Genomic DNA, 24631 nt, shown 5'->3' on the forward strand with positions numbered 1-24631 from the left:
CACGATCGTCCGCTGCTGTCGGGAGAACAGATGACGCAGGACACCCCCACGCTCGAGCCCGGCCACCGCCGCGGCCGCCGCCCCACCCTCGCGGCGGTCGCCGAGCGGGCCGGGGTGAGCCTCAAGACGGCCTCGCGCGTGCTCAACGCGGAACCCAACGTGGCCGCGAGCACCCGGGAGCGTGTCCGGGCCGCCGCCCACGACCTCGGGTTCCGACGCAACGCCGCCGCGGCGGACCTCGCCCGGGGCGGCGCGGCCCGCCTGGTCGGGTTCGTCACCGGCGACCTCGCCAACCCGTTCTACTCCGCGCTCGCGAGCGGCATCGAGCGCGAGCTGCGGGGGCGGGGGCTGCAGCTCCTCACCGCGAGCACCGACGAGGACCCGGACCGCGAGCGGCAGCTCACCGACGAGCTGGTCGAGCGGCGGGTGGGCGCGCTGCTGCTGACCCCCACGTCGGGCGACCACGCCGCCCTGCGCGAGGAGCAGGCGGAGGGGCTGCCCGTGGTCCTGGTGGACCGCCCGGCGCCCGACGTCGAGGCCGACACGGTGGTCATCGACAACGGGGGCGGGGTGCGCGCGGCCGTGCGGCACCTGCTGGCGCACGGGCACCGCCGGATCGGCCTGGTCGGCGACGAGTCGCGGCTGTGGACGTTCCGCGAGCGTCGCGACGCGTTCGTCGCGGCCCTGGAGGCCGGCGACGTCGCCGACCCGGAGCGGTACGTGCGGGACGGCGCGCACGACGCGGCCGTCGCCGGCGCGCTCGTCGCCGAGCTGTTGTCGCTCGACGAGCCGCCCACCGCCCTCGTGACCGCGAACAACAAGATCACCGTGGGAGCGCTGCACGCCCTCCGCGCACGGTCGCGCGCGGGCGGCGCGCCGGTCGCCCTCGTCGGCTTCGACGACTTCGAGCTCGCCGACCTGCTGGGCGTGACGGTGGTCGGCTACGACGCGGTCGAGATGGGGCGGCAGGCGGCGTCCCTCGCGCTGGCGCGGGCCGCGGACCCCACGCGCGCCGCGCAGCTCGTCGTCGTGCCGACGCACCTCGTGCCGCGGGGTAGCGGCGAGGTGCCCCCGGCCTCCTGACGGCGGCCGGGGCGCGCCTCAGCCCTTCACCGACCCCGACATGAGCCCGCCCATGAAGTAGCGGCCCAGCAGCACGTAGACGAGCAGCGTGGGCAGGGACGCGAACAGGGCGCCCGCCATCGAGACGCCGTAGTCCTGCAGCAGCGCGCCGTTGGCGAGGTTGTTGAGGGCCAGCGTGACCGGGCCGTTCTGGCTGGAGGAGAAGAACACGGCGAAGAGGAAGTCGTTCCACGCCGACGTGAACTGCCAGATGAGCACGACCACGAAGCTCGGGATCGAGATCGGCAGCACGATCCACGCGTACGTGCGGAGCATCCCCGCCCCGTCCACGCGCGCCGCCTCGACCAGCTCGTGGGGCACGGTCATGTAGTAGTTGCGGAAGATCAGCGTCGTGATCGGGATGCCGTAGACGACGTGCAGCAGGATCAGCGACGGGATGCCGCTCGGCACGCCGAGCCCGAGCACCAGCTGGTTCAGCGGGATCATCACCGCCTGGTACGGGATGAACATGCCGAACAGGATCAGCGTGAACACCAGGTCCGCACCGGGGAAGCGCCAGCGGGACAGCACGAACCCGTTGAGCGACCCGAGGAAGGCGGAGATGAGCGCCGCCGGCACCACCATCTGCACGGTGCGGCCGATGGCGGGCGCGAGGGTGGACCACGCCGTCTCCCAGTTCGCGGTGGTCCACACCTGCGGCAGGTTCCACGCGCGGGTGGGCGCCGCGTCGCCGGGGCCCTTGAAGCTCGTCACCAGCAGCACGTACACGGGCACCAGCACCACGAGCACGAAGAACAGCAGCACCAGGTAGCGCAGCGTGCGGCCCACGGTGAACCGGCCCCGCGGTGCGGCGTGCCGGCCGAGGTCGACGGGGCGCCCGGCCTCCTCCTCGATGACGGCGGTCATCGCTTGCCCTGCCGGTGCGTGTGGACGAGGTACGGCACGATGACGATCGCGACGATGACCAGCAGGATCGTGCCGACGGCGGCCGCGTTGGCGTAGTCGAACGCGGACTTGAACACGTACATGTCCACGGCGGGCACCTTGGTCTGGTAGTTCGCGGGCTTCGAGATCGACATGATGAGGTCGAAGGCCTTGAGCGACATGTGGCCGATGATGATCAGCGCGGACAGGGCGATCGGCGACAGCTGCGGGAACAGCACGTGCCGGTACAGCTTCCACTCGCTGGCGCCGTCCACGCGGGCGGCCTCGCGCAGCTCCTCCGGGATGCCGCGGAAGCCGGCGAGGAACAGCGCCATCACGTACCCGGAGAGCTGCCAGATCGCGGGGATCGCGATGGCGACGATGCCCACCGAGACGTTGTTCCACCAGTTGTTCTGCAGGGCGCCCAGCCCGATCATCTGGAACAGCCGGTTGAGTCCGGACGCCTGCTCGCCCTGGTTGGAGTTGAGCAGCCAGCGCCACACCACGCCCGACGCGATGAACGAGACCGCCATCGGGAACAGGTAGATCGACCGGAAGAAGCCCTCCCCGCGCAGCGGCTTGTCGAGCAGCCAGGCCCACATGAAACCGATCAGCATCGTGCCGACGAGGAACACCACCGTGTACAGCACGAGGTTGGTCAGCGAGTGCTGGAACTCCTCGCTGCCCAGCAGGTCCACGTAGTTGCGGAACCACACGACGACCGTCGGGGCCTGGCCGGTCGCCTGGGCTGCCGTGTGGTTGTCCGTGGCGGAGGTGCGGGCGTTCGCCACGATCAGGCCGTAGACGAACACCCCCACGAGGATCAGCGAGGGCAGCAGGAGGAGCAGGGGCGCGCCGGCGCGGCGGACCGCGCGGCGCACCCCCGACCGCCTCGTGCGCACGGGCGACGGCATCCCGGGGCTCAGCCGGCGTTCGCGGCGGCGAGCTCCGACTGGAAGCCGGCCAGGTCGGACGCCCCCGAGGTGAACTTGCTGGTGGCGTCGGTGATGGCCGTCAGCGTGGCCACCGGGACGGCGGCGCCGTGCGCCAGCGAGGACACGATGGTGTCGCTCTTGAACGACTCCGCGGCGTCCTGCTGGTACTGCCCGAAGCTGGACATGTCGATGTCGGTGCGGGCCGGGATGGATCCCTTGGCCTTGTTGAACGCCTCCTGGCCCTCGGCGGAGCCGACGGTCTCGAGCCACGCCTTCGCCCCGTCGGGGTGCGGCGCGCCCACGGGGAGCGTGAACGAGTCGGCGAGGAAGTCGAAGACGCCGTCGGTGCCCGGCACCGGGAACGCCGAGTAGTCGGTGCCCAGCTCCTTCTTCTGCTCCTCGTAGGAGGCCTCGGCCCAGTCGCCCATCACGGTGAACCCGGCCTTGCCGTCGATCACGAGCTGCTGCGACTCCGGCCAGTCCAGGCCGTCACGGTCGGTGTTGGTGTAGCTCATGAGCTTCTGGAAGTCCTGCAGCGCCGAGGTCACCTCGGGGCTCTTCCAGTCGGTGGAGCCGTCCCACAGCCCGGAGTACCCGTCGGCGCCCAGGTCGGCCAGCAGCACGGTCTCGAGCAGCTGGACCTGCGTCCAGGCCTGCGCGACGGCGAGCGGCGTGACGCCCGCCTTCTTCAGCGTCTCCAGGTCGTCCATCCACGACGAGAGGTCGCTGTACTGGGCGTCCGGGTCGAGGCCGGCGTCGGTGAGCACCTGCCGGTTGGACCAGACGACGTTGGCGCGGTGGATGTTCGACGGGATCGAGTAGATCTTGCCGTCCGAGGCCTTCAGGCGGTCCATGAGGTCGGCCGGGAAGACGTCGGTGAGCCCGAACTCGTCGTACAGGCCCGTGACGTCCTCGATCTGAGCCGCGTCGATGTAGTCCTGCAGCTCGGCGCCCGCGTGGGCCTGGAAGGTGTCCGGCGGGTCCTGCGCCTGGAGCCGGGTCTGCAGCAGGTCCTTCGCCTGCGACCCCGCGCCGCCGGCCACGGCACCGTTGACGAACTTCACGTCCGGGTGCTGCTCGTCGAACACCTTCACCAGTGCGTCGAGGCCCGCCTTCTCGGAGCCGGCGGCCCACCAGGTGAAGACCTCCACCTCGTCGCCGCCGCTGCCCCCGCTGCCTCCGCTGTTCGGTTCGTTCCCGCCACCGCCGCACGCGGCCACGGTCAGCGCCACCGCGGCCGCGACCGCGGCGACCACAGAAGTCCTGGGAGCTCCTCGCATGTGTCTCACCTCTACGCCCTCGTGCCGGCGCGCGTCGTTGCACGTCGGCTCCACTCATCGCACGGCTGCGGTGGCAGCGGTGTCAAGGCGTCGGCGCGAGTTTCGCCCAATCGTGACCTGGCTCGATGCCCGGGGCGATGCCCCAGCCGGCCCGGGCGGCGTGCCAGCCGAGCTGCACGCGGGTCCGGACGCCGGCGCGGTCCATCAGCTCGCGCACGCGCCGCTGCACCGTGCGCAGCGAGACGCCGAGCTGGTGCGCGGCCGCCTCGTCGGTCTGGCCGGCGAGCAGCAGGGAGAGCAGCCGGGCGTCGACGTCGTCCTCCGCGCCGCTGCCCGGTGCGGCGGCCGCGCCGTGCAGGACGACGGGGGCCGCCGTCGCCCACAGGGCCTCGAAGAGCGCGACGAGCCCGGTGAGCAGCGCGCTCGGGCGCACGAGGATCGCGGCGGCGGAGGCGCGCTCGGGGTCCGCGAGCACCGGCAGGAACGCGAGCTCGCGGTCGACGACGATCATGCGCAGCGGCACGGACTCGGAGACCCGCGCCTCCTCGCCCGCGGCGAGCGACTCGGCGAAGACGTCGAGGCCGCCGGGGAAGGTCTCGAGCATGGGCCGCTCGAGCAGCGCCCGGTAGCGGATGCCGCGCGCCACCAGCTCGCCCTCCACGTGGTTCTGGTCCGCGCTGGTCACGGCCACGGGGTGCTGCACGAGCGCCAGGACCTCGCGCCGCGCCCCGGCCTGCACGCGGCCGAACCACCGCGCGACGGCGTCCGCGCCGCGCACGACCTGCACGACGTCGCCGGCGCCGTCCCCGCCGACGCCCGCCAGCCGGTACATCTCCTCCAGGACGTCCAGCTCCGCCTGGGCGCGGCGCACCGCCTCCTCGCGGGCGGCGACGGCGGCGCCCAGGGTGACCGACGGCGGCGCGGCGGCGAAGCGCCGGCCCGGGCCCCCGCGGGGCGCGACGAGCGGGGTGGCGAAGCCGCGGGAGACGAGGTCCTCGAGGCGTGCCTCGGCCTCGTCGACGGCGACGTCGAGGGTGGCCGCGACGGCCGCCGCGTCCGACGTCGGCGTCGCCACGAGCACCCGGTACGCGGCCAGCAGCCCCGCAGGGAGCCCGGCGACGTCGCCCAGCAGGTCGGCCCCGTCGCCCGTCGTGGTCCGCGCCATCGGTCCCCCTGTCCTCCGGGCCCGGGTGGGCCCTCGTGGGGGCCATCGTCGTGGCTGCTCGGGGGCCGGGCGGACCGCCACGCCGGGATGCGGCTTCCTGTCATGGCGTAGATCCGCCACCCGTGGTCGTTGTGCCCGGTCAACGGTGATGACAGCGTCGCTGCACACCGACAGTGCCGTCACCGTTGCCGCCACCCAGGTCGGCTCAACCCCAAGGGGCCCCACCATGCGACCACCCGTCCGTGCCGGTCTTGCGGCCACCGCTGTCAGCGCCCTGCTGGCCGCCGGCGCCGCCCCGGCCCTCGCCGGTCCGACCACCGATCCCGACGCCGCCACCCCGGCCGCCTCCGCCGCGCCCGACGGCGCGACGTCCACGCTCACGCTCGTCACCGGCGACGTCGTGCACGTGGCCACGACCGGGGACGGCAAGCCGGCCGTCACGGTCGAGCCCGCCGCCGGGACGACCCGGCCCGCGCAGACCTTCGAGGTGGGCGACGACCTGTACGTGGTGCCCGCGGCCGCGCAGCCCTACCTCGCGTCGGGCGCGCTGGACCGCGAGCTGTTCAACGTCACCGGCCTCGTCGCCGACGGCTACGACGACGAGGCCGCCATCCCCGTCATCGCGCAGTACGACCGGAAGGCGCGCAAGGCCGCCGCCGCGGCCCCGCGGGGCAGCGAGAAGGTGCTCGAGCTGACGTCGATCGGCGGCGCGGCGCTGCGCGCCGACACCGACGACGCGGCCACCTTCTGGGGCGCGATCACGGCCGCCCCGGCCGCGTCCGCCCGCACGGCGGCCGCGCCGGGCACGTTCGCCGGCGGCATCGCCAAGCTCTGGCTGGACGGCCGGGCCGAGGCGACCCTCGACGTCAGCGTGCCGCTGGTCGGCGCGCCCGAGGCGTGGGCCGCCGGGCACGACGGCGAGGGCGCCACCGTGGCCGTGCTGGACACCGGCGTCGACGCCGCGCACCCCGACCTCGCCGACGTCGTCACGACCACCGAGTCGTTCGTCCCCGGCGAGACGGTGAAGGACGTGCACGGCCACGGCACGCACGTCGCGTCCACGGTCGCCGGCTCGGGCGCCGCGGACGGCGGCGTGCACCGCGGCGTCGCGCCCGGCGCCGACGTCGCCGTCGGCAAGGTGCTCAGCGACGAGGGCTACGGGCTGGACTCGTGGATCATCGCCGGCATGGAGTGGGCGTCGCGCGACGTCGACGCCGACGTCGTGAGCATGAGCCTCGGCGACGACTCGCGGCACGACCAGACCGACCCGGTCGCGCAGGCCGTCAACAACCTCACCGAGGAGACCGACGCGCTGTTCGTCATCGCGGCGGGCAACGCCGGCGGCGAGGGCACCGTGAGCAGCCCGGGCACCGCCGACGCCGCGCTCACCGTCGCGGCGACGGACGACCAGGACGAGCTCGCGTACTTCTCGTCCCGCGGCCCGCGCGGCCTGGACGACGGCCTCAAGCCGGACCTCGCCGCACCGGGCGTGGACATCACCGCCGCGCGCTCGCAGTACGCCGCGGGCGAGGGCCCGTACCAGACCATGAGCGGCACCTCGATGGCGACGCCGCACGTCGCCGGCGCGGCCGCCATCCTCGCGGCGGCGTACCCCGACTGGGACGCGGCGCGGATCAAGGACGCGCTCATGTCGTCGGCCGTGGGGCTCGACGGGTACACCCCGTACGAGGTCGGCACCGGCCGCCTCGACGTGCCCGCCGCGCTGGACGGCGTCGACGCCACCGGCTCGGTGCACTTCGGCCGCGTGGCCTGGGGCGACGGCGACCCCGCGCCGCAGACCCGCACGATCACCTACGCGAACGACACCGACGCGGACGTCGCGCTCGACCTGGCGTCCACCACCACCGGGCCCGACGGCGACGTCGCGCTCGTGCGGCTCTCCGAGGCGCACGTCGTCGTGCCGGCGCACGGCACCGCCTCCGTCGAGGCGACGGCGTCGTTCGGCGACGCGACCGCCGCCGGGAAGTACACCGGCCAGGTCGTGGCCACCACCGCCGACGGCTCCGTCGCGGCGCGCACGGCCACCGGCCTCACCCGCGAGACGGAGCACTACGACCTCGACGTCACGGTGCTCGGCCCCGACGGCGAGCCCGTCGCGGCGGAGGTCTCGCTGTACCGGTACGGGACGCAGTGGATCACCCCGCTCGTCACCGACCCGGGCACGGGCGCGGCGCCCACCCAGCGCGTCGAGCCCGGCGAGTTCACCGCCCTCACGAGCATCCGGTACGCCGACACCGACGGCACCGACCGGCTGTACTGGCTGGCGGACCCGCAGGTCACCGTCTCCGACGGCGACGTCCGCGTGGTGCTCGACGCGCGCGACGCACACCCGGTGGAGCTCGACACGCCGCGGCCCAGCGCCGACTACGACGGCCGCGTCCAGTGGTTCCACGACTCCGGGATCGGCGGCCAGTACGCCACGTTCTCCGCGTCCGTGGGGATGGTCCCCGGCGCGGAGGTCTGGGTGAACGAGACCGGCGACGTCGCGGGCGGGGACTTCGCCCTCACCAGCCGCTGGTCGAGCACCGCGCCGCTGCTGTCCCTGCAGGCCAGGACGCCGAGGCCGGCCGGCCTGGAGCCCGTCTACCAGGCGGGCAGCGCACGCCTCGACGGCAAGGTCGACCTCAAGGTCGTGACGGCCGGGACGGGCACGCCCGACGAGATCGCCGCGGTCGCCGCGAAGGGCAAGGCCCTGCTCGTGACGAACGACCCCGACGTCTCGCCCTGGGACCGTGCCGCGGCCGCCGACGCGGCGGGAGCAGCGCTCCTCGTCGTCGTGAACGACGGGCCGGGCGTGCTGTACGACCCGGCCGGCGCCACCGACGTGCCGGTCGTGTCGCTCACCGCCGACGAGGGCGGGCGGCTGCTCGCCGGGGCCGCCGGGAAGGGCGCCCGCCTGACCGGCCGGGGCGTCGAGTTCCCCGACTACTCCTACGACGTCGTGCGCACCTGGCAGGGCTCCGTGCCCGCGGACCTGAGCGTCGCGCCGCGGGAGAAGGACCTCGCGCAGGTCACCGACCGGCTGGCCGACCCCGACCCGCGCCTGACGTTCGTCAGCCGCTACGACTGCCCCGAGTACAGCCTGGGCTGCCTCGGCGTCACGCAGCCGCGCATGTCCGGCGACGAGCAGCTCGTGTACGTCTCGCCGGTCGGGGAGGAGCAGGGCTGGTACGCCACGGCCACGTCGACGAACGGGTGGGAGGTGCGCGACGACCGGCGCCGGTACCCGGCCGGGTCCCGCACCACGATCGACTGGTTCGGCGTCACCGCGCCGCACCAAGGCCCCGGCTACTGGAAGTCGAGGGCCGACGGGGACTGGTTCCAGCTCAACGTGCCCCCGGCGTCGAGCACCGGCGAGCTGACCGGCGGGTTCGGCGACGACCAGCCGGTGACGTCCCGGCTGTTCCAGGACGACACCCTGGTGCGCGAGATGTCCGGCCAGGCCATCCAGCGCGCCGTGCCCGCCGTCGACGGGACGCACACCTACCGGTTCGAGCAGGACACGGCGCTCGACCCGGCGGTGTGGGGCTACTCCAGCCGCACCTCGACGGTCTGGACCTTCCAGGCCGACCAGGCCGAGCTGGACGGCTCGCCCCTGCCGATCGTGTCGCTCGGCTACGACGTGGCCGGTCGTGACCTGTCCGGCGCCGTCCGGCGGAACACGCCGGTGCGGCTGGACGTCACCGCGGCCCTGCCGCCGGAGGGCGCCGTCGGGGCGGGCACCGTCACCGGTGTCGCCGTCGAGGTGTCGTTCGACGCCGGCGCCACGTGGCGGTCCGTCGCGGCGAAGCCGTCGGGCGAGGGCCGCTGGACGGTCAGGTTCGACGCGCCGAAGCGCGCCACGTCGGTCTCGCTGCGGACGACGGCGCAGGACGACGCGGGCAGCTCCGTCACCCAGGAGGTCGTGAAGGCGTTCGGCCTGCGCTGACCTCCTCCTCGACCCGCGTGACGTAGCGATTCGTCGTCGTCCTGGTGCAGGACGACGACGAATCGCTACGTCGTCACGTCGTGCCGCTACCGTGCACCGGGACGAGAGGGAGGTCGACGATGACGCTGGCAGGCCGCGGGTGGTACGGCGGGAGCCGCGGTGGGCACCTGTCGGCGACGACGGTCGCCTGGGTGCTGGGAGTCCTGCTCCTCGTCGTCGGGGTCTTCATGGTCGTCGCGGTGGTCCGCAACGCCCGGGGGCGGGGTGTCTACCGGACGCGACGCGGGGTCGACGACTACGCGCGGACGAGTCACTACGGCGACGTCGACCGGGCGGCCGCCGCCGTGCGGGCCGCGTTCCCCGTGTCGCTGACGGTGCTCTCCGCTGGTGCGGACCTCGTCCTGTTCGCCCTGATCGGGGAGGAGGACGCGCTGGGCCGGCCGTTCTGGCCCGTCCCGCTCGGCGTCACGCTGGTGTGCGCGGTGTGGATCGTCGTCGAGCGCGAGGTCGCCTTCCCGGGGGTGCTCGTGCCCCCCGGCGCGCGCGGCACGACGGGCCTCCTGCGCGCGCGCCGTCGGGCCCGGTCCCGGGCGTGAGCCGCGCGTCGCCCGTGCGGTCGATGTCCCGGCGCGGTTCTATGGGGCGTCGGCTGTCCCGCGCAACGAGGCGAGGGGGCCGCGAGGACGATCCTCGAGGATCCAGGAGGTCGCGATGAGCCAGACGATCGACGAGACCGGGCCGGGCGGAGCCGGCGGCACCGCCGAACCGGGCCTCAAGCGGGTGATGGGGCGCAAGCTCCTGCTGCTGTTCATCGTCGGGGACATCCTCGGCACCGGCGTGTACGCCCTCACCGGTCAGGTGGCGGGAGAGGTCGGCGGCGCGGCGTGGGCGCCGTTCCTCATCGCGTTCCTGGTGGCCACGATCACCGCGTTCTCGTACCTGGAGCTCGTCACGAAGTACCCGCAGGCCGCGGGGGCCGCGCTGTACACGCACAAGGCGTTCGGCATCCACTTCGTCACGTTCATCATCGCGTTCATGGTGATGTGCTCCGGCATCACGTCGGCGTCGACCGCGTCGAACGCGTTCGCGGGGTTCCTCGACGACGGCTTCGGCCTGGGCCTGGGGACCACCGGGCTGCTGTGGATCGCGCTCGGCTTCATGACGCTCGTGGCGCTGGTGAACTTCCGCGGCGTCGGCGAGAGCGTCAAGGCGAACGTGGTGCTGACCCTCGTGGAGCTCTCGGGCCTGCTGCTCGTCATCTTCGTCGGCATGTGGGGGATGACGCAGGGGCGTGCGGACTTCTCGCGCGTCGTCGTCTTCGAGAGCGCGGACGACAAGAGCGTCTTCCTCGCGGTCACGGCCGCCACCACCCTCGCGTTCTTCGCCATGGTGGGCTTCGAGGACTCCGTGAACATGGCGGAGGAGTGCCAGGACCCGGTGCGGGACTTCCCGCGCACGATGCTCACCGGCCTGTCGATCACCGGGCTCATCTACGTGCTGGTCGCGATCACCGCCGTCGCCCTCGTGCCCGTCGGCGACCTCACCGACGCCGAGAAGGGGTCGGCGCTGACGCAGGTCGTGGCGGCCGGCGCCCCGGGCCTGCCGTTCGACACGATCTTCCCCTTCATCGGGATGTTCGCGGTGGCGAACTCGGCCCTCATCAACATGCTCATGGCGTCCCGCCTGCTCTACGGCCTGGCCAAGCAGGGGGTGCTGCCGCGCAGCTTCGGCAGGGTGCACCGGACGCGGCAGACGCCGTGGGTGTCGATCATCGTGACCACGCTGATCTCGTTCGGGCTGATCACGTACGTGGTCAACGCCAACGCCACCGAGGAGGGGTCCAACGCCATCGCCCTGCTCGGCGGCACCACGTCGCTGCTGCTCCTGGTCGTGTTCGCCGTGGTCAACGTCGCGCTGCTGGTCCTGCGCAAGCAGCCCGTGAAGCACCCCCACTTCCGGACGAAGACGTGGCTCGCCGTGCTCGGCGCGATCACGTGCGCGTACCTCGCCGGGCCGTGGGCGCGCAGCGCCGAGCAGCAGGAGCAGTACCTCATCGCGGGCGGCCTGCTGGCCGTCGGCGTCGTGCTGTCGTTCGTGACCTGGCTCTACAACCGCGCGGTGCGCCACCAGCAGATCCACTTCGAGGACGTCGAGGAGCTCGACGAGGACAAGCCGCAGGCCGGCTACCCGAAGCGCTGACCGGCCGCGGCGGAGGTCAGGCGGTCGCGACCGTCCGCCCGCCGTCGACGCCGTGCCCGGCCAGCAGGTCGAGCAGCGCCGCGTGCCCGTCGTCGACCGTCCAGCACACGGCGGCGAGGCCCGCGGCGCGGGCACCTGCGACGTTGTCCTGCCGGTCGTCGACGAACAGGATCGCGGAGGGGTCCGCGCCGATGCGGCGCGCGGCCTCGACGAAGAACGCCGGGTCGGGCTTGGCCGCGCCGAGGTCGTGGGAGTAGCAGCTGACGTCGAACAGGGCGTCGTAGCCGAGCCCGTCGCGCATGTACGCGGCCCGGTGCCGGTCCTGGTTGGTCCCCAGGTGCACGCCGTACCCGTTCCTGCGCAGGGCGTCGACGACGGCGAAGGACGCGGCGACGGGGTCGATGCGGCAGCAGACGGCCTCGAACACCTCCTCGACCGGCGCGGGCACGCCGAACTCGGCGAGGACCGCTGCCAGCAGCGGGAGGAAGTCGCCGTCGCCGGCCAGCGTCGGCCGCTCCACCGCGACCGCCCGGGTCCAGAGCTCCGGCGCGCGGTCGCCGGCGAACGGCTCCACCAGCGCCTCCCAGCCGCCGGGCACGACCTGCAGGACGTCGTCCGCGTCGAACATCACGTGCCGGATCGGCGACGCGGCGACGGACCGCTTGGAGCCCGCGGTGGTGGGCGCCAGCACGACGCCCTCGGGCAGCGGCGTCGGCTCGTGCCGCACGTGGGGCACGACGCCCACCTGGAACGCGTCCTCGTAGACGCGCGTCCCCGGGTCGGTGCTCCGCACGACGTCGTGCGCGACGCCGTGGGCGGCGAGGATCGCGCACATCCGGTCCACCCGCTCCTGCATGGCGGCGGGCACCGGGGTGCGGAACCAGGTCACCGCGCCGACGGTGTTGCCGTCGGCGTAGAAGCCGGGGTTCGGCAGGTGCGCGGTGAACCAGTCGTCGACGTCGAGGTACTCGGCCTCCTGGTCGGGGGAGAGCACGCCGGCCCGGCGGAGGTGGTCGACGGCGACGAAGACGCCGACCTCGACGCCCAGCCGGCCGCGGTAGGTCGCCTGGACACGGACGTAGGTCTCCTCGGTGCGCACGCGCCGAGCCTGGCAGGCCGGGCGCGCGGCGCGCGCGGGATTTTCGGGGCCGACCGGTCGGCCCCGGCCCCCGCGGCGCGCGTCAGGCGAGCGCCAGCGCCTGCTCGAAGGCGGCGAGGACCGGCGCGTTGAAGAGCACGAACCGCACCTCGTCGAGGGCGGCCGGGTTGGCGTCGTCCCAGGTCCGGACGGCGTGGGTGGCGGCCTGCGCCACGTCGTCGGCGGCCCAGCCGTAGACGCCGGCGCCGACGGCGGGGAAGGCGACGGTCCGGGCGCGCAGGTCGGCCGCGACGTCGAGCGACCGGGTGAAGCACGACGCGAGCAGGTCGGGGTCGGTCTCGCCCGCGTGCCGGTTCGGGCCGACCGTGTGGATGACCCACTCGGCGGGCAGGCCGAAGCCGGGGGTGGCGACGGCCTCGCCCACGGGCAGACCGGCGGGCAGGGTGGTGGCGCGCAGCTCGCGGCACGCCGCGAGGAGTCGCGGCCCGGCGGCCGCGTGGATGGCGCCGTCGACCCCGCCGCCGCCCAGCAGCGACGAGTTCGCGGCGTTCACGATCGCGTCCACGGCGACGGTGGTGATGTCGCCGTGCTCCACGGTGACGTGCACGGTTCCTCCTGGGGGTCGGGACCGGGGCGGCGCGCTCAGGCGGCGCGCAGCGCCTTGTCCTCGTCGGGCATGAGGATCCACAGCACGATGTAGGCGAGCACCTGCGGGCCGGGGATGAGGATCGACGCGACGGCGAGGACGCGGACGAGGCCGCGGCTCCAGCCGAGGTAGTCGGCGAGGCCCGCGCAGACGCCGCCGAGCACGCGGCCGAACTTCGGCCGGTACAGCTTGCGGCGGGGGGCGGGGGCGGGCTGGACGTACGGGGTCGTGGTCGGAGTGGTCATGGTTCGACGGTACGAGCGGCCCCGCGCGCTCGGTATCGGGTTCTCCCCCCGTTCGACCCTGAGGAACCCTGACCCCCCGACCGCGCGCGGGTCAGGCGACGGCGGCCGCGATCCGCCGCTGCGAGGCGCGCGCGAACCCGGGCCAGCGGTCCCAGTAGTACGGCAGGGCGATCACGCCCTGCACCAGCACCCAGCCACGCCCGCGCTCCCAGGCGCCGTCGTCCAGGTCTCCGCCCGGGCCGGCCCCGGCGGCCTCGCGGAACGCGTCGCGGTCGCGGCCGGAGAAGAGCCACCAGGCGGGCGGGAGGTCGGCCGCCGGGTCGCCGACGCCGAGGGCGCCCCAGTCGATGACGGCGGTGAGCCGGCCGCCCTCGCCGGACCTGGTCGCGATGAGGTTGCCGGGCATGAGGTCGCCGTGCAGCCACGTGCCGGGCACCGGGTCGGCCGCGGCCTCCAGCGCGCGGTCCCAGGCCTTGAGGACGGCGGGGCCGTCGACGCGGTCCCCGGCCTCGGCGGTGGCGCGGCGGACGTCGTCGTCCAGCCGGGCCAGCGGCACCCCCCGGCCGGTGCCGTCCTTGACCGGCCCGTCCGTCGCGTCGACGGCGCGGAGCGCGCTGACGAACGCGCCCAGGTCGGCGGCCGCGGCGGCGGGGTCCAGGTTCGGGACCGTGTCCGGGTCGAGCGGGTCGACCGTCGCGGCACCGGGGACCCACGGCACCACGGACCAGTGGAACGGGTACGCGTCGTCCGGCACGCCGAGCGCGAGCGGCGCGGGCACGGCCAGCGGGACGTGCGGGGCCAGGAACGGCAGCCAGCGGGCGTCCGAGAGCGCGTGCTTCCCCGCCCACGCGGCCTTCGGCATCCGTGCCACGAGCTCGTCGCCGAGGCGGAACAGCAGGTGGTCGGTGCCGGACTCGCTGACGGGCGTCACGGCCAGGGACGCCCACCGCGGGTGCTGGGCCGCGACCAGGCGGCGGACGTCGTCGGCGGTGACGGGGACCTCGTCGTCGTGCAGCGGCATGGTCCCGACCGTAGACGTGCCCGCGACGCCGCGGCCAGGCGATACTCGTGCGGTGCGGGGGACGACGGCGGTGCTCAGGTCCGTGCTGGCGACGGCGGTGGCGCTCGCGGCGTCGTCCTGCGCCCCCGAGCCGGCGGCATCGCCCACGGCGCCGTCCACCGCGTCGTCCACAGGGCCTTCCACAGGCTCGGCGGCGGGCTCGGGGGTCGACCTGCCGCCCACGGCGGGCGTGCTCGACTACCAGCTCGGCGGCGCCTACGGCGCGGGGGACGACGGCGGTCCGGCCGCGATCGACGTCGTGGTCCGCGACGCCACGGCGGACCCGCTGCCCGGCGCGTACGGCGTCTGCTACGTCAACGGCTTCCAGACCCAGCCCGGTGAGGAGGACCGCTGGGCCGGGCACGACGACCTGCTGCTGCGCGACGCGGACGGCGGGCCCGTCGTCGACCCGGACTGGCCCGACGAGCGCGTGCTCGACCCGTCCACCGCGGAGCAGCGCGAGGGGATCCTCGCGGTGCTGGGCCCGGTGGTCGAGGGGTGCGCGGCGGCGGGGTTCGACGCCGTGGAGCTGGACAACCTCGACACCTGGACCCGGTTCGACGCCATCGACGAGGCGGGCGCGCACGCCCTGGCGCGCGCGTACGTGGACCTGGCGCACCGGTCGGGGCTGGCCGTGGCGCAGAAGAACGCCGCCGAGATCACCCGCCTCGCCCACGACGACCTGGGCTTCGACCTCGCCGTCACCGAGGAGTGCGCGGTGTGGTCCGAGTGCGCCGCCTACACCGACGTCTACGGGGACCACGTGCTGCAGGTCGAGTACCCGGACGCCCTCGATGAGGCGGGCCTGGCCTTCGCCGACGTGTGCGCCCTCGAGGACCGCGCGCCGCTCACCGTGCTGCGCGACCGGGACCTCGTCGCGGCCGGCGACGAGGGGTACGTGTACGACGCCTGCTGACGCTCGTCGGGGGCCGCTCAGCCCTCGGCGAGGTGCGCGATCAGCTTGCGCGTCACGCGGTCCAGGTCGGCGCGGTCCCTGCTGCTGAGCGCGGACACGGCCTCCTGCTGGCCGGCGGTGTGGGTCGTGACGGCCTCGTCCACGAGGCGCTTCCCCTCGGGGGTGAGCTCGACGTCGAGGCTGCGGCGGTCGTGCGCGCTCGGCACGCGGACGATGAGCCCGCGCTTCTCCAGCCGGTCGAGCCGGCCCGTCATCGTGCCCGTCGTCATGAGCAGCGCGCGGGCCAGGGCGGTGGGGGAGAGCCGGAAGGGTTCGCCGGCGCGGCGCAGGGCGAACATGACGTCGCCGTCGCCGCGGTTGACGCCGTAGTCGCCGGCGAGCCGGTCCGTCCGGGCGTTGACGAGCTCGGCCGCGCGGGTCAGCCGCGCGAGGAGCGCCATCGTGTCGCGGTCGATGTCGGGGCGCTGGTCCGCCCACTGCTGGACCAGGGCGTCGATGCGGTCGTTGTCGTCCACCTCGCCAGTTTAGCTTGCGCGCGAGTTACTTGGGGTCTACCTTCATCTCAAGTAACTCGCACACAAGTAACTTGAGGAGGAGCAATGACTGCCACGCTGACGCTCAACGGGTCCGAGTCCCTGGTGGTGCGGGAGAGCACCCCCGACCGCTTCGAGGTCGAGGCGACGTACCAGCCGCACGGGGAGCGCCCGCCGCAGCACGTGCACCCGCACCACGACGAGGAGTTCACCGTGCTGGCGGGCACGATCCGGGTCGGGTTCGCGGACCGCCGGCAGGACTTCGCCGCCGGCGAGTCGTTCGTCGTCCCGCGCGGCACCGCGCACCACATGTGGAACCCGGGCGCGGAGCCGGCCGTGCTCCGCTGGGTCAGCACCCCGGCCGGCCGCGTCGAGGAGTTCTTCACCGCGATGGACCGGCTGCAGCGCGAGGGGCGGGCCGGGCTCGTCGCCCTCGCGGGCGTGCTGCACCACTACCGCGACGTCATGCGGCCCACCTCGCCCGTGACCCGAGCCGCCGTCCGCGTCCTCGGCCCGCTCGGCGCCCGCGCGCGCCGCTGACCGCCCGGCCGTCCGCCCTGCCCCGTTCCGGACCGCCACGCGCAGACCGTCCACCCGCAGACCGCCGAAGGAGTACCACCATGTTCCGCAAGCACCTCGCGACGACCCTGACCGTCCTGCTCGCCGTCGGCATCGGCTACGTCGGCGTCAGCTACCTGTTCTTCCCCGCGGCGACCGCGCCGCAGTTCGGCATGGCGGTGTGGCCCGAGGGCGACGCGGCGACCTTCCTCGTCACGAAGGGCGCCCGCGACCTCGCGTCCGGGCTGGTGCCTCTCGCGCTGCTGCTCACGGGTCAGCGCCGCGCGCTCGGGTGGGTGCTGACGATCTGGACGCTCGTGCCCCTCAGCGACGCCGCGCTCATCCTGTCCACCGGCGGGTCCACCGTGACCGCGCTGGCCGTGCACGGCGTGACGGCCCTCGCGCTGCTCGTCACCGGCGTCCTGCTGCTCACCGAGACGAGGGGGGTGCCGGCGCCCGTCGCCGCCGGTCGCCCCGAGCTCGCCGGGCGCCGGGGCTGACGGCTGCCGGGCAAGGGGCCACGGCTGGTGCGTGCGTCCCCCGGCCGCGAGGATGAGGGCACCGACGGCGGCCGAGGAGGGCGCGACCCGTGAGCTGGTTCGGGATGGTGATGGGGGCGCTGGGCGCGTGCGCGCTGGCCGGGGCGATCACGGCCGTGCCGGTGCTGGTGTCGCCGTGGATGCGGTGGCACTCGGGCTGGCTGCGGGCCGCCGTCCTGTTCGTCGTGGTGCTCCCCGCGCTCGTGCTCGCCCGCGACGCCGCTCTGGTCGGGTACGCGCTGCCCGCGTTCGTCGGGATGACGCTGGGCGAGTGCCTCGCCTGGGCGCACGTCGCCCGCGGGCACCCGCTGTTCACGCGCGAGGGGTACTGGGGCCGCGTCCTGACCCTGCTCGCACGGCTCGACGGCGCGGGCCGCGTGACGGCCGACTACCGGGCGGCGGCCCGTGCCGTCGGAGCGGGCCCGGTCACCAGCCGCCGGGGCTGAGGATCTTGCGGACGCGCTTCTCGCTGACGGCGCCGTCGGTGCCGAGCTGCTGCGCGAACAGGGAGACGCGCAGCTCCTCGATCAGCCAGCGCACCTCGGCGAGCTCCGCCGCGCGGGCCGGGTCGGCCGGCCCGGCGGCGTACGCGGCGCGGGCCTTGTCGTAGGCCTCGGTCACGTCGTGCACGCGCCACGCGAGCTCGGCGTCGCGGGCGGGGTTGGTCTGCGCCTTCTCCAGCCGGTACGAGGCGGCACGCAGGTAGCGCACCAGGTGCGGCACGCGCCGCGGCGGCGTCTGCGCGACGAAGCCGTCGTGGACCAGCCCGGCGACGTGGTCGCGGATGTCCTGCAGCGTGTTGAGCAGCGCGAGGGAGGACGACGAGCGCACCTCGCCCTCGACGGTCCGCCACGCGGTCAGCGCGGCGACGACGTGCCCGACGATCCGGTGCACCTCGTCCTCCAGGTGGCGGCGCACGAACGTGCGGGCCTCGGCGTAAGCCTCCGCGTCGCGGACCTGCTCGGCCACCGGGCCGCCGGCCGGGGTGCCGGGCGCCTTCGCGGCGTCGGGGCTGGTCAGCGCCGTGACGGCCGCGAGTTGCAGGTCGGCCACGAGCGCCTCGGTGTTCCGGTACGGCGCCGCGGCCAGCGTCAGCGACTGCGACGACGACCAGCGTGACGTCACGCGCCCCGTCTGGAGCGCCGTCTCCGCGAGCAGCAGCCGCCGCACCCCGCGGGCGTGCGCGGCGTCCCGGCCCGAGGCGTCGGCGAGCACGCGCAGCGCCACCGTGGGCTTCCGCTTCGCGTCCTCCTCCTCGACCAGCGCCGGATACCCGCGCACCACGACGCCGCCCCCGAGGTCGGTCGAGACCGAGTCGGGCAGCCGCCCGTCGGGCAGGCCCTCCGGCCACGTCGTCAGGCCGGCCTGCTCGGGCACGACGGAGCTCGCCCCGGGGGCGGGGTCGGGCGTCGTCGAGCGCGGCGCGGGGCGGCCCGGCGCGGTGGCGGCCGGGGCGGGCGTGCCCGCCGAGCGGCGGGCCTCCTCGAGCGCGAGGCCGACGGCGCCCTTCACGGCCGCGCGGACGGCCGCCTCGGCCTGCGCCGCGAGGCGCTTCTGCAGGGACAGCAGGTCCTTGGACTCGTCGAGCGGCGTGGCGGCCGGGCGGCCGGCGCCGCCCTTGCCACGGCCCTTGCCCTTCGCCGCGCCCTTTGCCGGAGCCGGCGCGGCGTCCTCGACCCGGAACGTCATGCGCAGGTGTGCGGGCAGGCGCTCGACGCGCTCGGCGTCCCACACGTCGTCGGGGATCACGACGTCGCGCAGGGCCCGGACGGCGCGCGTGAACGCGACGTGGAACGGCTCGGCCATGTCGCCCGCGCGGGTCATGTCCTCCCACGCCGGGGTGTGCTCGCGCAGCCAGCCGGCGACGGCGCGTCCGACGTCGGGCGCGGGCACGAGCTGCACGCGTACGGCCTTGGGCAGCGACTTGATGGTCGCGACGCACAGCTCGTCGAGCAGGCCGGGCACCATCCAGTCGAAGCCCTCGGGGGCCACCCGGTTGAGGATCGACAGCGGGACGTGCACGGTGACGCCGTCGGCGGCCGCGCCGGGCTGGAACTGGTAGGTCAGCGGCAGCGTGACCTCGCCCTGCGTCCAGGTCTCCGGGAACTCGGACGTGTCCACGGCGCCGGCGTCGACGAGCTGGTCGAGCGTGAAGGTCAGCAGGTCCGGCGTCTCGCGCTGCGCCGACTTCCACCAGCGGTCGAAGTGCGCGGCGCTCACGACGGAGTCGGGCACCCGCTCGTCGTAGAACGCGAACAGGTCGTCCTCCGACGCGACGAGCCCGCGCTGGCGCGAGCGCGCCTCGAGCTCCTCCGCCTCGGCGAGGAGGCGACGGTTCTCGGCGAAGAACCGGTGGTGGGTGGTCCACTGGCCCTCGACGAGCGCGTGCCGCACGAACATCTCGCGCGCGGCCTCCGGGTCCACCTTCGCGAAGAGCACGGGGCGGTCGGCGACGATCGGCACGCCGTACAGCAGCACCTTCTCCGTGGCCATCGCCGCGCCCTGCTTGGTGGACCAGTGCGGGTCGGAGTACGTGTGCTTGGCGAGCGGCCCGGCGAGCTCCTCCGCCCACTCGGGCCGGATGCGGGCGACGTCGCGGGCCCAGAGGCGGGACGTCTCGACGAGCTCGCTGGCCATGATCCACTCCGGCGGCTTCTTGCTCAGCGGCGAGCCGGGGAAGATCGCGAACCGGGCGCCGCGGGCGCCGACGTACTCGTTGCGGGCGCGCTTGGCGGCCTGCCGCAGCGCGCGGGCGCGGGCCTCGCCGCGCAGGTGCGCCACCGACGACGCCTTGATCTCGCCCGTGTCCTGCATGCCGATCTGGCTGAGCAGCCCGGCCAGCAGCGACCGGTGGATGGTGTCGTCGTCCCAGGTGAGGCGGTGGTCCACCTCGACCGCCTCGCCCTCGACCGAGGACGCCTCGCGGGGCTTGAACGACATGTCGATGCCGAGCGGCTTGGCCATCTCGCGCAGCTGCGCCACGACGTCCTGCCACTCGCGGATGCGCAGGAAGTTGAGGTACTCCGCCTTGCACAGGCGGCGGAACGCGGAGGAGCCCATCTCGTGCTGCTGCCCGCGCACGTACTCCCAGAGGTTCAGGGCCGTGAGGAAGTCCGACTTCTGGTCGGTGAAGCGGGCGTGCAGCTGGTCGGCCTGCGCGCGGCTCTCGGCGGGGCGCTCGCGCGGGTCCTGGATCGACAGCAGGGCCGCGATGATCGCGACCTCGCGCGCGACGCCCTGCTTCGCGCCCTCGATGATCATGCGCGCCAGGCGCGGGTCCATCGGGAGCTGCGCCAGCGTGCGGCCGACGTCGGTGAGCCGCGTCGCGCCGTCGGTCGTCTCCAGCGCGCCCAGCTCGGACAGCAGCTGCACGCCGTCGCGCACGGCCCGGGTGTCCGGGGGCTCGACGAACGGGAAGCGGGCCACGTCGTCGGGCGTGGACACGACGCCCACCGAGATCATCTGCAGCAGCACGGACGCGAGCGACGTGCGCAGGATCTCCGGCTCGGTGAACTCGGGCCGCCCGAGGAAGTCCTCCTCGGAGTAGAGCCGGATCGCGACGCCGTCGGCCACGCGGCCGGACCGGCCGGACCGCTGGTTGGCCGACGCCTGGCTGATCGGCTCGATCGGCAGCCGCTGCACCTTGGTGGCCTTGGAGTAGCGCGAGATGCGGGCCGTGCCCGGGTCGACGACGTAGTGGATGCCCGGCACGGTCAGCGACGTCTCCGCGACGTTCGTCGACAGCACGATGCGGCGGCCCGGGTGCGACTGGAACACCCGGTGCTGCTCCGCGGCGGACAGCCGCGAGTAGAGCGGCAGGATCTCGACGTGGTCGGGGCGCTTGGCGTCCCGCACGCGGTCCTTGAGGTGCCCCTCGAGCGCGTCCGCGGCGTCGTGGATCTCCCGCTCGCCGGACAGGAACACGAGGATGTCGCCGGAGCCCTCGCGCATCAGCTCGTCGCAGGCCTCGACGATGCCCGTGACCAGGTCCTTCTCCTCGCCCTTCTTCTTGGCGGGGGAGTCGGGGTCGGTGTCCGGGGACAGGGGCCGCCAGCGGATCTCGACCGGGAACGTACGCCCGGTGACCTCGACGACGGGCGCGTGGTCGGGCAGCACGTCGACGACGGCCTCGGGCGCGCCGCCCACCTCGGCGAGGTGCGACGGCGAGAAGTGCGCGGCGAAGCGCTCGGAGTCGATCGTCGCGGACGTGATGACGACCTTGAGGTCCGGCCGGCGCGGCAGCAGCCGGGACAGGTAGCCCAGCAGGAAGTCGATGTTCAGCGACCGCTCGTGCGCCTCGTCGATGACGATCGTGTCGTAGGCGAGCAGGTCCGGGTCCCGCTGGATCTGGGCGAGCAGGATGCCGTCCGTCATCACCTTGACGAGGGTCTCCTCGCTCGAGGTGTCGGTGAACCGCACCTGGTAGCCGACGACGCCGCCCAGCGGGGTGCCCAGCTCCTCCGCGACGCGCTCGGCGACGCTGCGCGCCGCGATCCGGCGCGGCTGCGTGTGCCCGATCTGCCCCGCCCGGCCGCGGCCGAGCTCCAGCAGGATCTTCGGCAGCTGGGTCGTCTTGCCGGAGCCCGTCTCGCCCGCGACCACGACGACCTGGTGGTCGCGGATCGCGGCGGCGATGTCCTCCCGGCGGGCCGAGACCGGCAGCTGCTCGGGGTAGACGATGGGCGGCACCTCGACGGCGGCGCGGATCGCGGCCGCCCTCGCGAGCTGCTCGCGGCTCACCCGGCGCGGGCCGGACCGCTGCCCCGAATGCTGCGCGTCGCCCCGGTTCCGGGCGCCGTTCCCGCGGCCGTGTCCTCCGCCCTGCCCACCGCCCTGACCGCGACCACGACCCCGGCGGCGGGAACGACGCGCACCGCCGTCGTCCGACGACGACTGCGGTGCGGGGCTGGGCTCGGTGCTCACGACGTCCCATTCTCTCAACCTCGGCAAGGTGATTCGTTCCCGGCCGCCGAACCGTCGCCGCAGCCGACCACGACATCGCCCGGAGGGGGCCCGGTCAGGCGCACGGGCGAGGCGGCGAAGAGCCCCGCCGCGAGCAGGGCGAGCGCCGTCCCGGCTGCGCACCACCGGGTCACGACCCCCGCCGTCCGGGCCCGGAGCGCGCGGCGGGCGAGCGCGACGACGCCGAGCCCGGCCAGGCCGCCCGCGGTGTTGACGACGACGTCGGTGACGTCCGAGCTCCCGACGGCCAGCACGTACTGCGCGACCTCGAGGAGCGCGCTCGCGCCCGCGAGGGCACCAGCGACCTTCCACCACGGCCACGCCGGGACGAGGAGCCCGAGGTAGACGCCGAAGGGCAGGAAGATCAGGAGGTTCAGCACGATCTCGACGGGATCGCTGGCGCCCGCATGGGCGGTGGCCGCGAACGGCACGAGCTTGACGACCCGCTGCCCCGCCTCGCCGGTGAACGGCACGTCGAGCTTCCACAGCACGGTCCAGGTGACCAGGGCGAGGTACGCCGCGAACAGCAGGATCAGGAGGGGCCGCGGCCGTGGCGCGGGGGCGGTGACGGTCATCGCCCCAGCCCACACGCCGCCATGTTGCGGGAGCGTATGCGGAAAAGGGCCGCGGCCGGCGTCGGGACGTCCGGTGCCGGTCCGGGCTACTCGTCGTCCGTCTGCCGCCGGTCGTGCTGGTCGCGATGCGTGAGGACCTCGTCCATGTGCCCCTCCGCCCACGCCTTGATGTCCCGCATGACGCCCTGCAGGGAGGCGCCGAGATCCGTCAGCTCGTAGGTGACAGTCACGGGAACGGTCGCGGCGACCGTCCTGGTCAGCATCCCGTCGCGCTCCAGGGACCGCAGGGTCTGGGTGAGCATCTTCTGGCTCACGCCGGAGATCTGCCGGGCCAGCTCGGAGTAGCGCATCGGCCGGGGTCCGGGCGTGGGCCCAGAGCCGGGCCCGTCACCGCCCAGCGCGGCGAGCACCAGCGCGACCCACTTGTCGGAGATCCGCGCCAGGAGCTGGCGGCTCGGGCAGACGGCGAGGAAGGCGTCGTACTCCCGCCTTGCCACGGCTCGGTGCTGGGCCGCGGTCATGGTCGGCATGGGCTCTCTCCCGTGGTCCGGTGGCTAACGCACCTCAAGGTGCCTACTTCCCGATCGGAAGCGGCTTCTCCATGGTGGTGGTGATCCACCACCCGAGCAACACCCGAGCACCGACAGAGACGACACGAGGAGCAGAGCCATGAACCAGCAGACATCGCGGCGAGCGGTGGTCCGCACGCCGCACGGACCGGAGTCGATCGAGATCGTCGACGTGCCCGTCCCGGAGCCCGGGCAGGGCCAGGTGCTGGTCAAGGTCGCCGCCGCGGCGATCAACCCGGTCGACCTCGAGGTCACGGGCGGCGGGCTCCACCGCCTCGGCCTGGTGACCCAGCCCGAGCACACCGGGCTCGGCGCGGACTTCTCGGGGGTCGTGGAGGCCATCGGCGACGACGTCGACCTGGCCGTCGGCACGCGGGTGGCCGGCTTCGTCGGCGGCTTCGACCGCGACCACGGCTCGCACGCCGAGCAAGTCGTGGTCGACGCGGCCGACGTCGCCGTGCTGCCCGACGGGATGTGCCCCAACGTCGCGGCGAGCCTGCCCCTGACCGTCACGACGGCCGCCCAGCTGCTGGAGGTCCTCGGCGCCGTACCGGCGGAGGGACGCCGGCTCCTGGTCACGGGGGCGGCCGGCGGGGTGGGGGCGGCGGTCGCGGCGCTCGCCGCGGCGCGGGGCTGGGCGGTGACCGGTCTCGCGCGTGCCGGTGACGAGGCGTTCGTCCGCGGCCTCGGCGTCGACTTCACCGCCGCGCCCCAGGGCCGGTGGGACGTGGTCGCCGACACCGCGGCGATGCAGGACGAGGCGGTGTCGCTCGTCCGCGACGGCGGGAGGTTCGTCGGTGTGAAGCCGGGACTGGAACCCGACGCGGAGCGCGGCATCGCGGTCGACGTGGTGGTCAGCCGTCCCGACGGACCGCTGCTCGCGGGGCTGCTCGACCGCGTGGCCGACGGGACCCTCCCCGCCAGGATCCACGCGGCCCTCCCGCTCGCGGAGGTCGTGGGCGCCTACCAGCTGCTGGCCAAGGGCGGCGTCCGCGGCCGGGTCGTGGTGCTCCCGTGATCGCCACCGTCGCCACCGTGGTCGCCGGGCTGATCGCCGCGGCCGTCGTCGTCATGGGCACGAGCTTCTTCTGGGCGCCAGCGGTCGCCGCCGGGTTCGGCATCCCCGGCACGCCGGTCGACGACCGCGCCTTCCGGGCCTGGGCGCAGGTCAAGGGCAACCGCGACATCGGCACCGGGCTCCTGCTGCTCGTGGTGCTGGTCGGCGGCACGCCCCAGCTGCTCGGCGCAGCCATGGTCACGGCCGCCGTGATGCCCGTCGCCGACGCGGTGACCGTGGCCCGCGCCGGCGGGCCACGGGCGACGGTCTACGGCGTGCACGCCGCGACCGCCGCCGTCATGGTCCTGGTCGGTCTCGTGCTGCTCCTCGCGTGACG

22 protein-coding genes are annotated in these 24631 nt (G+C 74.4%); 10 read left to right on the plus strand and 12 right to left on the minus strand.

The genetic code is table 11. From position 1 onward, the window contains the following. Nucleotides 1-30: 30 nt before the first annotated feature. Nucleotides 31-1083, plus strand: a complete 1053-nt coding sequence (locus ACFU9A_RS02775; protein WP_430573731.1) for a LacI family DNA-binding transcriptional regulator — start codon at nt 31-33, stop codon at nt 1081-1083. Nucleotides 1084-1101: 18 nt separating this feature from the next. Here the strand turns inward: ACFU9A_RS02775 and ACFU9A_RS02780 are convergent, their stop codons facing one another. From ACFU9A_RS02780 to ACFU9A_RS02795, 4 genes are all read right to left on the minus strand, one after another. Beyond that, nucleotides 1102-1989 (minus strand): carbohydrate ABC transporter permease, encoded by an 888-nt coding sequence (locus ACFU9A_RS02780; protein ID WP_430573732.1) that lies wholly within the window; start codon nt 1987-1989, stop codon nt 1102-1104. Then, nucleotides 1986-2909: a carbohydrate ABC transporter permease gene (locus ACFU9A_RS02785; RefSeq protein WP_430573733.1), complete on the minus strand. Its 924-nt coding sequence runs from the start codon at nt 2907-2909 to the stop codon at nt 1986-1988. Before ACFU9A_RS02785 ends, ACFU9A_RS02780 begins: the two co-directional genes overlap by 4 nt. Before the next feature lie 20 nt (nt 2910-2929). Continuing rightward, nucleotides 2930-4222: an ABC transporter substrate-binding protein gene (locus ACFU9A_RS02790; RefSeq protein ID WP_430573734.1), complete on the minus strand. Its 1293-nt coding sequence runs from the start codon at nt 4220-4222 to the stop codon at nt 2930-2932. Nucleotides 4223-4304: 82 nt separating this feature from the next. Next, nucleotides 4305-5387, minus strand: a complete 1083-nt coding sequence (locus tag ACFU9A_RS02795; protein WP_430573735.1) for a hypothetical protein — start codon at nt 5385-5387, stop codon at nt 4305-4307. A gap of 226 nt (nt 5388-5613) precedes the next feature. Between ACFU9A_RS02795 and ACFU9A_RS02800 the strand changes: the two genes are divergently transcribed. From ACFU9A_RS02800 to ACFU9A_RS02810, 3 genes are all read left to right on the plus strand, one after another. Beyond that, nucleotides 5614-9336 (plus strand): S8 family serine peptidase, encoded by a 3723-nt coding sequence (locus ACFU9A_RS02800; protein WP_430573736.1) that lies wholly within the window; start codon nt 5614-5616, stop codon nt 9334-9336. 119 nt (nt 9337-9455) lie between these two features. Next, nucleotides 9456-9932 carry a hypothetical protein gene (locus ACFU9A_RS02805; protein WP_430573737.1) on the plus strand — a complete coding sequence of 159 codons (477 nt, stop codon included), beginning with the start codon at nt 9456-9458 and terminating at the stop codon, nt 9930-9932. A gap of 115 nt (nt 9933-10047) precedes the next feature. Then, on the plus strand, nt 10048-11535 hold the full coding sequence (locus ACFU9A_RS02810) for an APC family permease (protein WP_430573738.1): 1488 nt from the start codon (nt 10048-10050) through the stop codon (nt 11533-11535). A gap of 16 nt (nt 11536-11551) precedes the next feature. Here ACFU9A_RS02810 and ACFU9A_RS02815 read toward each other — a convergent pair whose 3' ends face one another. The 4 genes from ACFU9A_RS02815 to ACFU9A_RS02830 form a co-directional block, all read right to left on the minus strand. Next, nucleotides 11552-12634 (minus strand): HAD family hydrolase, encoded by a 1083-nt coding sequence (locus tag ACFU9A_RS02815; protein WP_430573739.1) that lies wholly within the window; start codon nt 12632-12634, stop codon nt 11552-11554. 82 nt (nt 12635-12716) lie between these two features. After that, nucleotides 12717-13241: an O-acetyl-ADP-ribose deacetylase gene (locus ACFU9A_RS02820; RefSeq protein ID WP_430573740.1), complete on the minus strand. Its 525-nt coding sequence runs from the start codon at nt 13239-13241 to the stop codon at nt 12717-12719. 35 nt (nt 13242-13276) lie between these two features. Next, nucleotides 13277-13525 carry a PspC domain-containing protein gene (locus tag ACFU9A_RS02825; RefSeq protein WP_430573741.1) on the minus strand — a complete coding sequence of 83 codons (249 nt, stop codon included), beginning with the start codon at nt 13523-13525 and terminating at the stop codon, nt 13277-13279. 91 nt (nt 13526-13616) lie between these two features. Continuing rightward, a complete protein-coding gene (locus ACFU9A_RS02830) occupies nt 13617-14546 on the minus strand; it encodes an aminoglycoside phosphotransferase family protein (protein WP_430573742.1) in 930 nt (309 codons plus the stop codon). A gap of 52 nt (nt 14547-14598) precedes the next feature. Here ACFU9A_RS02830 and ACFU9A_RS02835 point away from each other — a divergent pair, with 52 nt between their 5' ends. After that, nucleotides 14599-15501, plus strand: coding sequence for an endo alpha-1,4 polygalactosaminidase (locus tag ACFU9A_RS02835; protein ID WP_430573743.1), 903 nt, complete (start codon nt 14599-14601; stop codon nt 15499-15501). A 17-nt stretch (nt 15502-15518) separates the two neighbouring features. Here ACFU9A_RS02835 and ACFU9A_RS02840 read toward each other — a convergent pair whose 3' ends face one another. After that, nucleotides 15519-16016: a MarR family winged helix-turn-helix transcriptional regulator gene (locus ACFU9A_RS02840; protein WP_430573744.1), complete on the minus strand. Its 498-nt coding sequence runs from the start codon at nt 16014-16016 to the stop codon at nt 15519-15521. 84 nt (nt 16017-16100) lie between these two features. On the opposite strand from ACFU9A_RS02840, the gene ACFU9A_RS02845 reads away from it, so the two are divergent. From ACFU9A_RS02845 to ACFU9A_RS02855, 3 genes are all read left to right on the plus strand, one after another. Beyond that, complete coding sequence (locus ACFU9A_RS02845; protein WP_430573745.1) at nt 16101-16574, plus strand: cupin domain-containing protein; 474 nt, start codon at nt 16101-16103, stop codon at nt 16572-16574. An 80-nt stretch (nt 16575-16654) separates the two neighbouring features. Continuing rightward, entirely contained in the window at nt 16655-17092 is a 438-nt protein-coding gene (locus ACFU9A_RS02850; protein ID WP_430573746.1) for a DUF4267 domain-containing protein, read from the plus strand. An 89-nt stretch (nt 17093-17181) separates the two neighbouring features. Continuing rightward, complete coding sequence (locus ACFU9A_RS02855) at nt 17182-17577, plus strand: hypothetical protein (protein ID WP_430573747.1); 396 nt, start codon at nt 17182-17184, stop codon at nt 17575-17577. On the opposite strand, the gene hrpA is transcribed toward ACFU9A_RS02855, so the two are convergent. The 3 genes from hrpA to ACFU9A_RS02870 all read right to left on the minus strand — a co-directional run bounded on the left by hrpA (nt 17558) and on the right by ACFU9A_RS02870 (nt 23198). Further along, nucleotides 17558-21871 carry an ATP-dependent RNA helicase HrpA gene (gene hrpA, locus ACFU9A_RS02860; RefSeq protein ID WP_430573748.1) on the minus strand — a complete coding sequence of 1438 codons (4314 nt, stop codon included), beginning with the start codon at nt 21869-21871 and terminating at the stop codon, nt 17558-17560. The genes ACFU9A_RS02855 and hrpA overlap by 20 nt on opposite strands. 197 nt (nt 21872-22068) lie before the next feature. Continuing rightward, nucleotides 22069-22668, minus strand: coding sequence for a VanZ family protein (locus ACFU9A_RS02865; RefSeq protein WP_430573749.1), 600 nt, complete (start codon nt 22666-22668; stop codon nt 22069-22071). A gap of 86 nt (nt 22669-22754) precedes the next feature. Then, on the minus strand, nt 22755-23198 hold the full coding sequence (locus ACFU9A_RS02870) for a winged helix-turn-helix transcriptional regulator (RefSeq protein WP_430573750.1): 444 nt from the start codon (nt 23196-23198) through the stop codon (nt 22755-22757). A 139-nt stretch (nt 23199-23337) separates the two neighbouring features. Here ACFU9A_RS02870 and ACFU9A_RS02875 point away from each other — a divergent pair, with 139 nt between their 5' ends. Further along, nucleotides 23338-24255 (plus strand): alcohol dehydrogenase catalytic domain-containing protein, encoded by a 918-nt coding sequence (locus ACFU9A_RS02875; RefSeq protein WP_430573751.1) that lies wholly within the window; start codon nt 23338-23340, stop codon nt 24253-24255. Beyond that, nucleotides 24252-24629, plus strand: a complete 378-nt coding sequence (locus ACFU9A_RS02880; protein WP_430573752.1) for a DUF4267 domain-containing protein — start codon at nt 24252-24254, stop codon at nt 24627-24629. The genes ACFU9A_RS02875 and ACFU9A_RS02880 overlap by 4 nt, the downstream gene beginning before the upstream one ends. Nucleotides 24630-24631: the final 2 nt, after the last annotated feature.

It is taken from the genome of Isoptericola sp. NPDC057653, assembly GCF_042799955.1.
Classification (GTDB): Bacteria; Actinomycetota; Actinomycetes; order Actinomycetales; family Cellulomonadaceae; genus Isoptericola.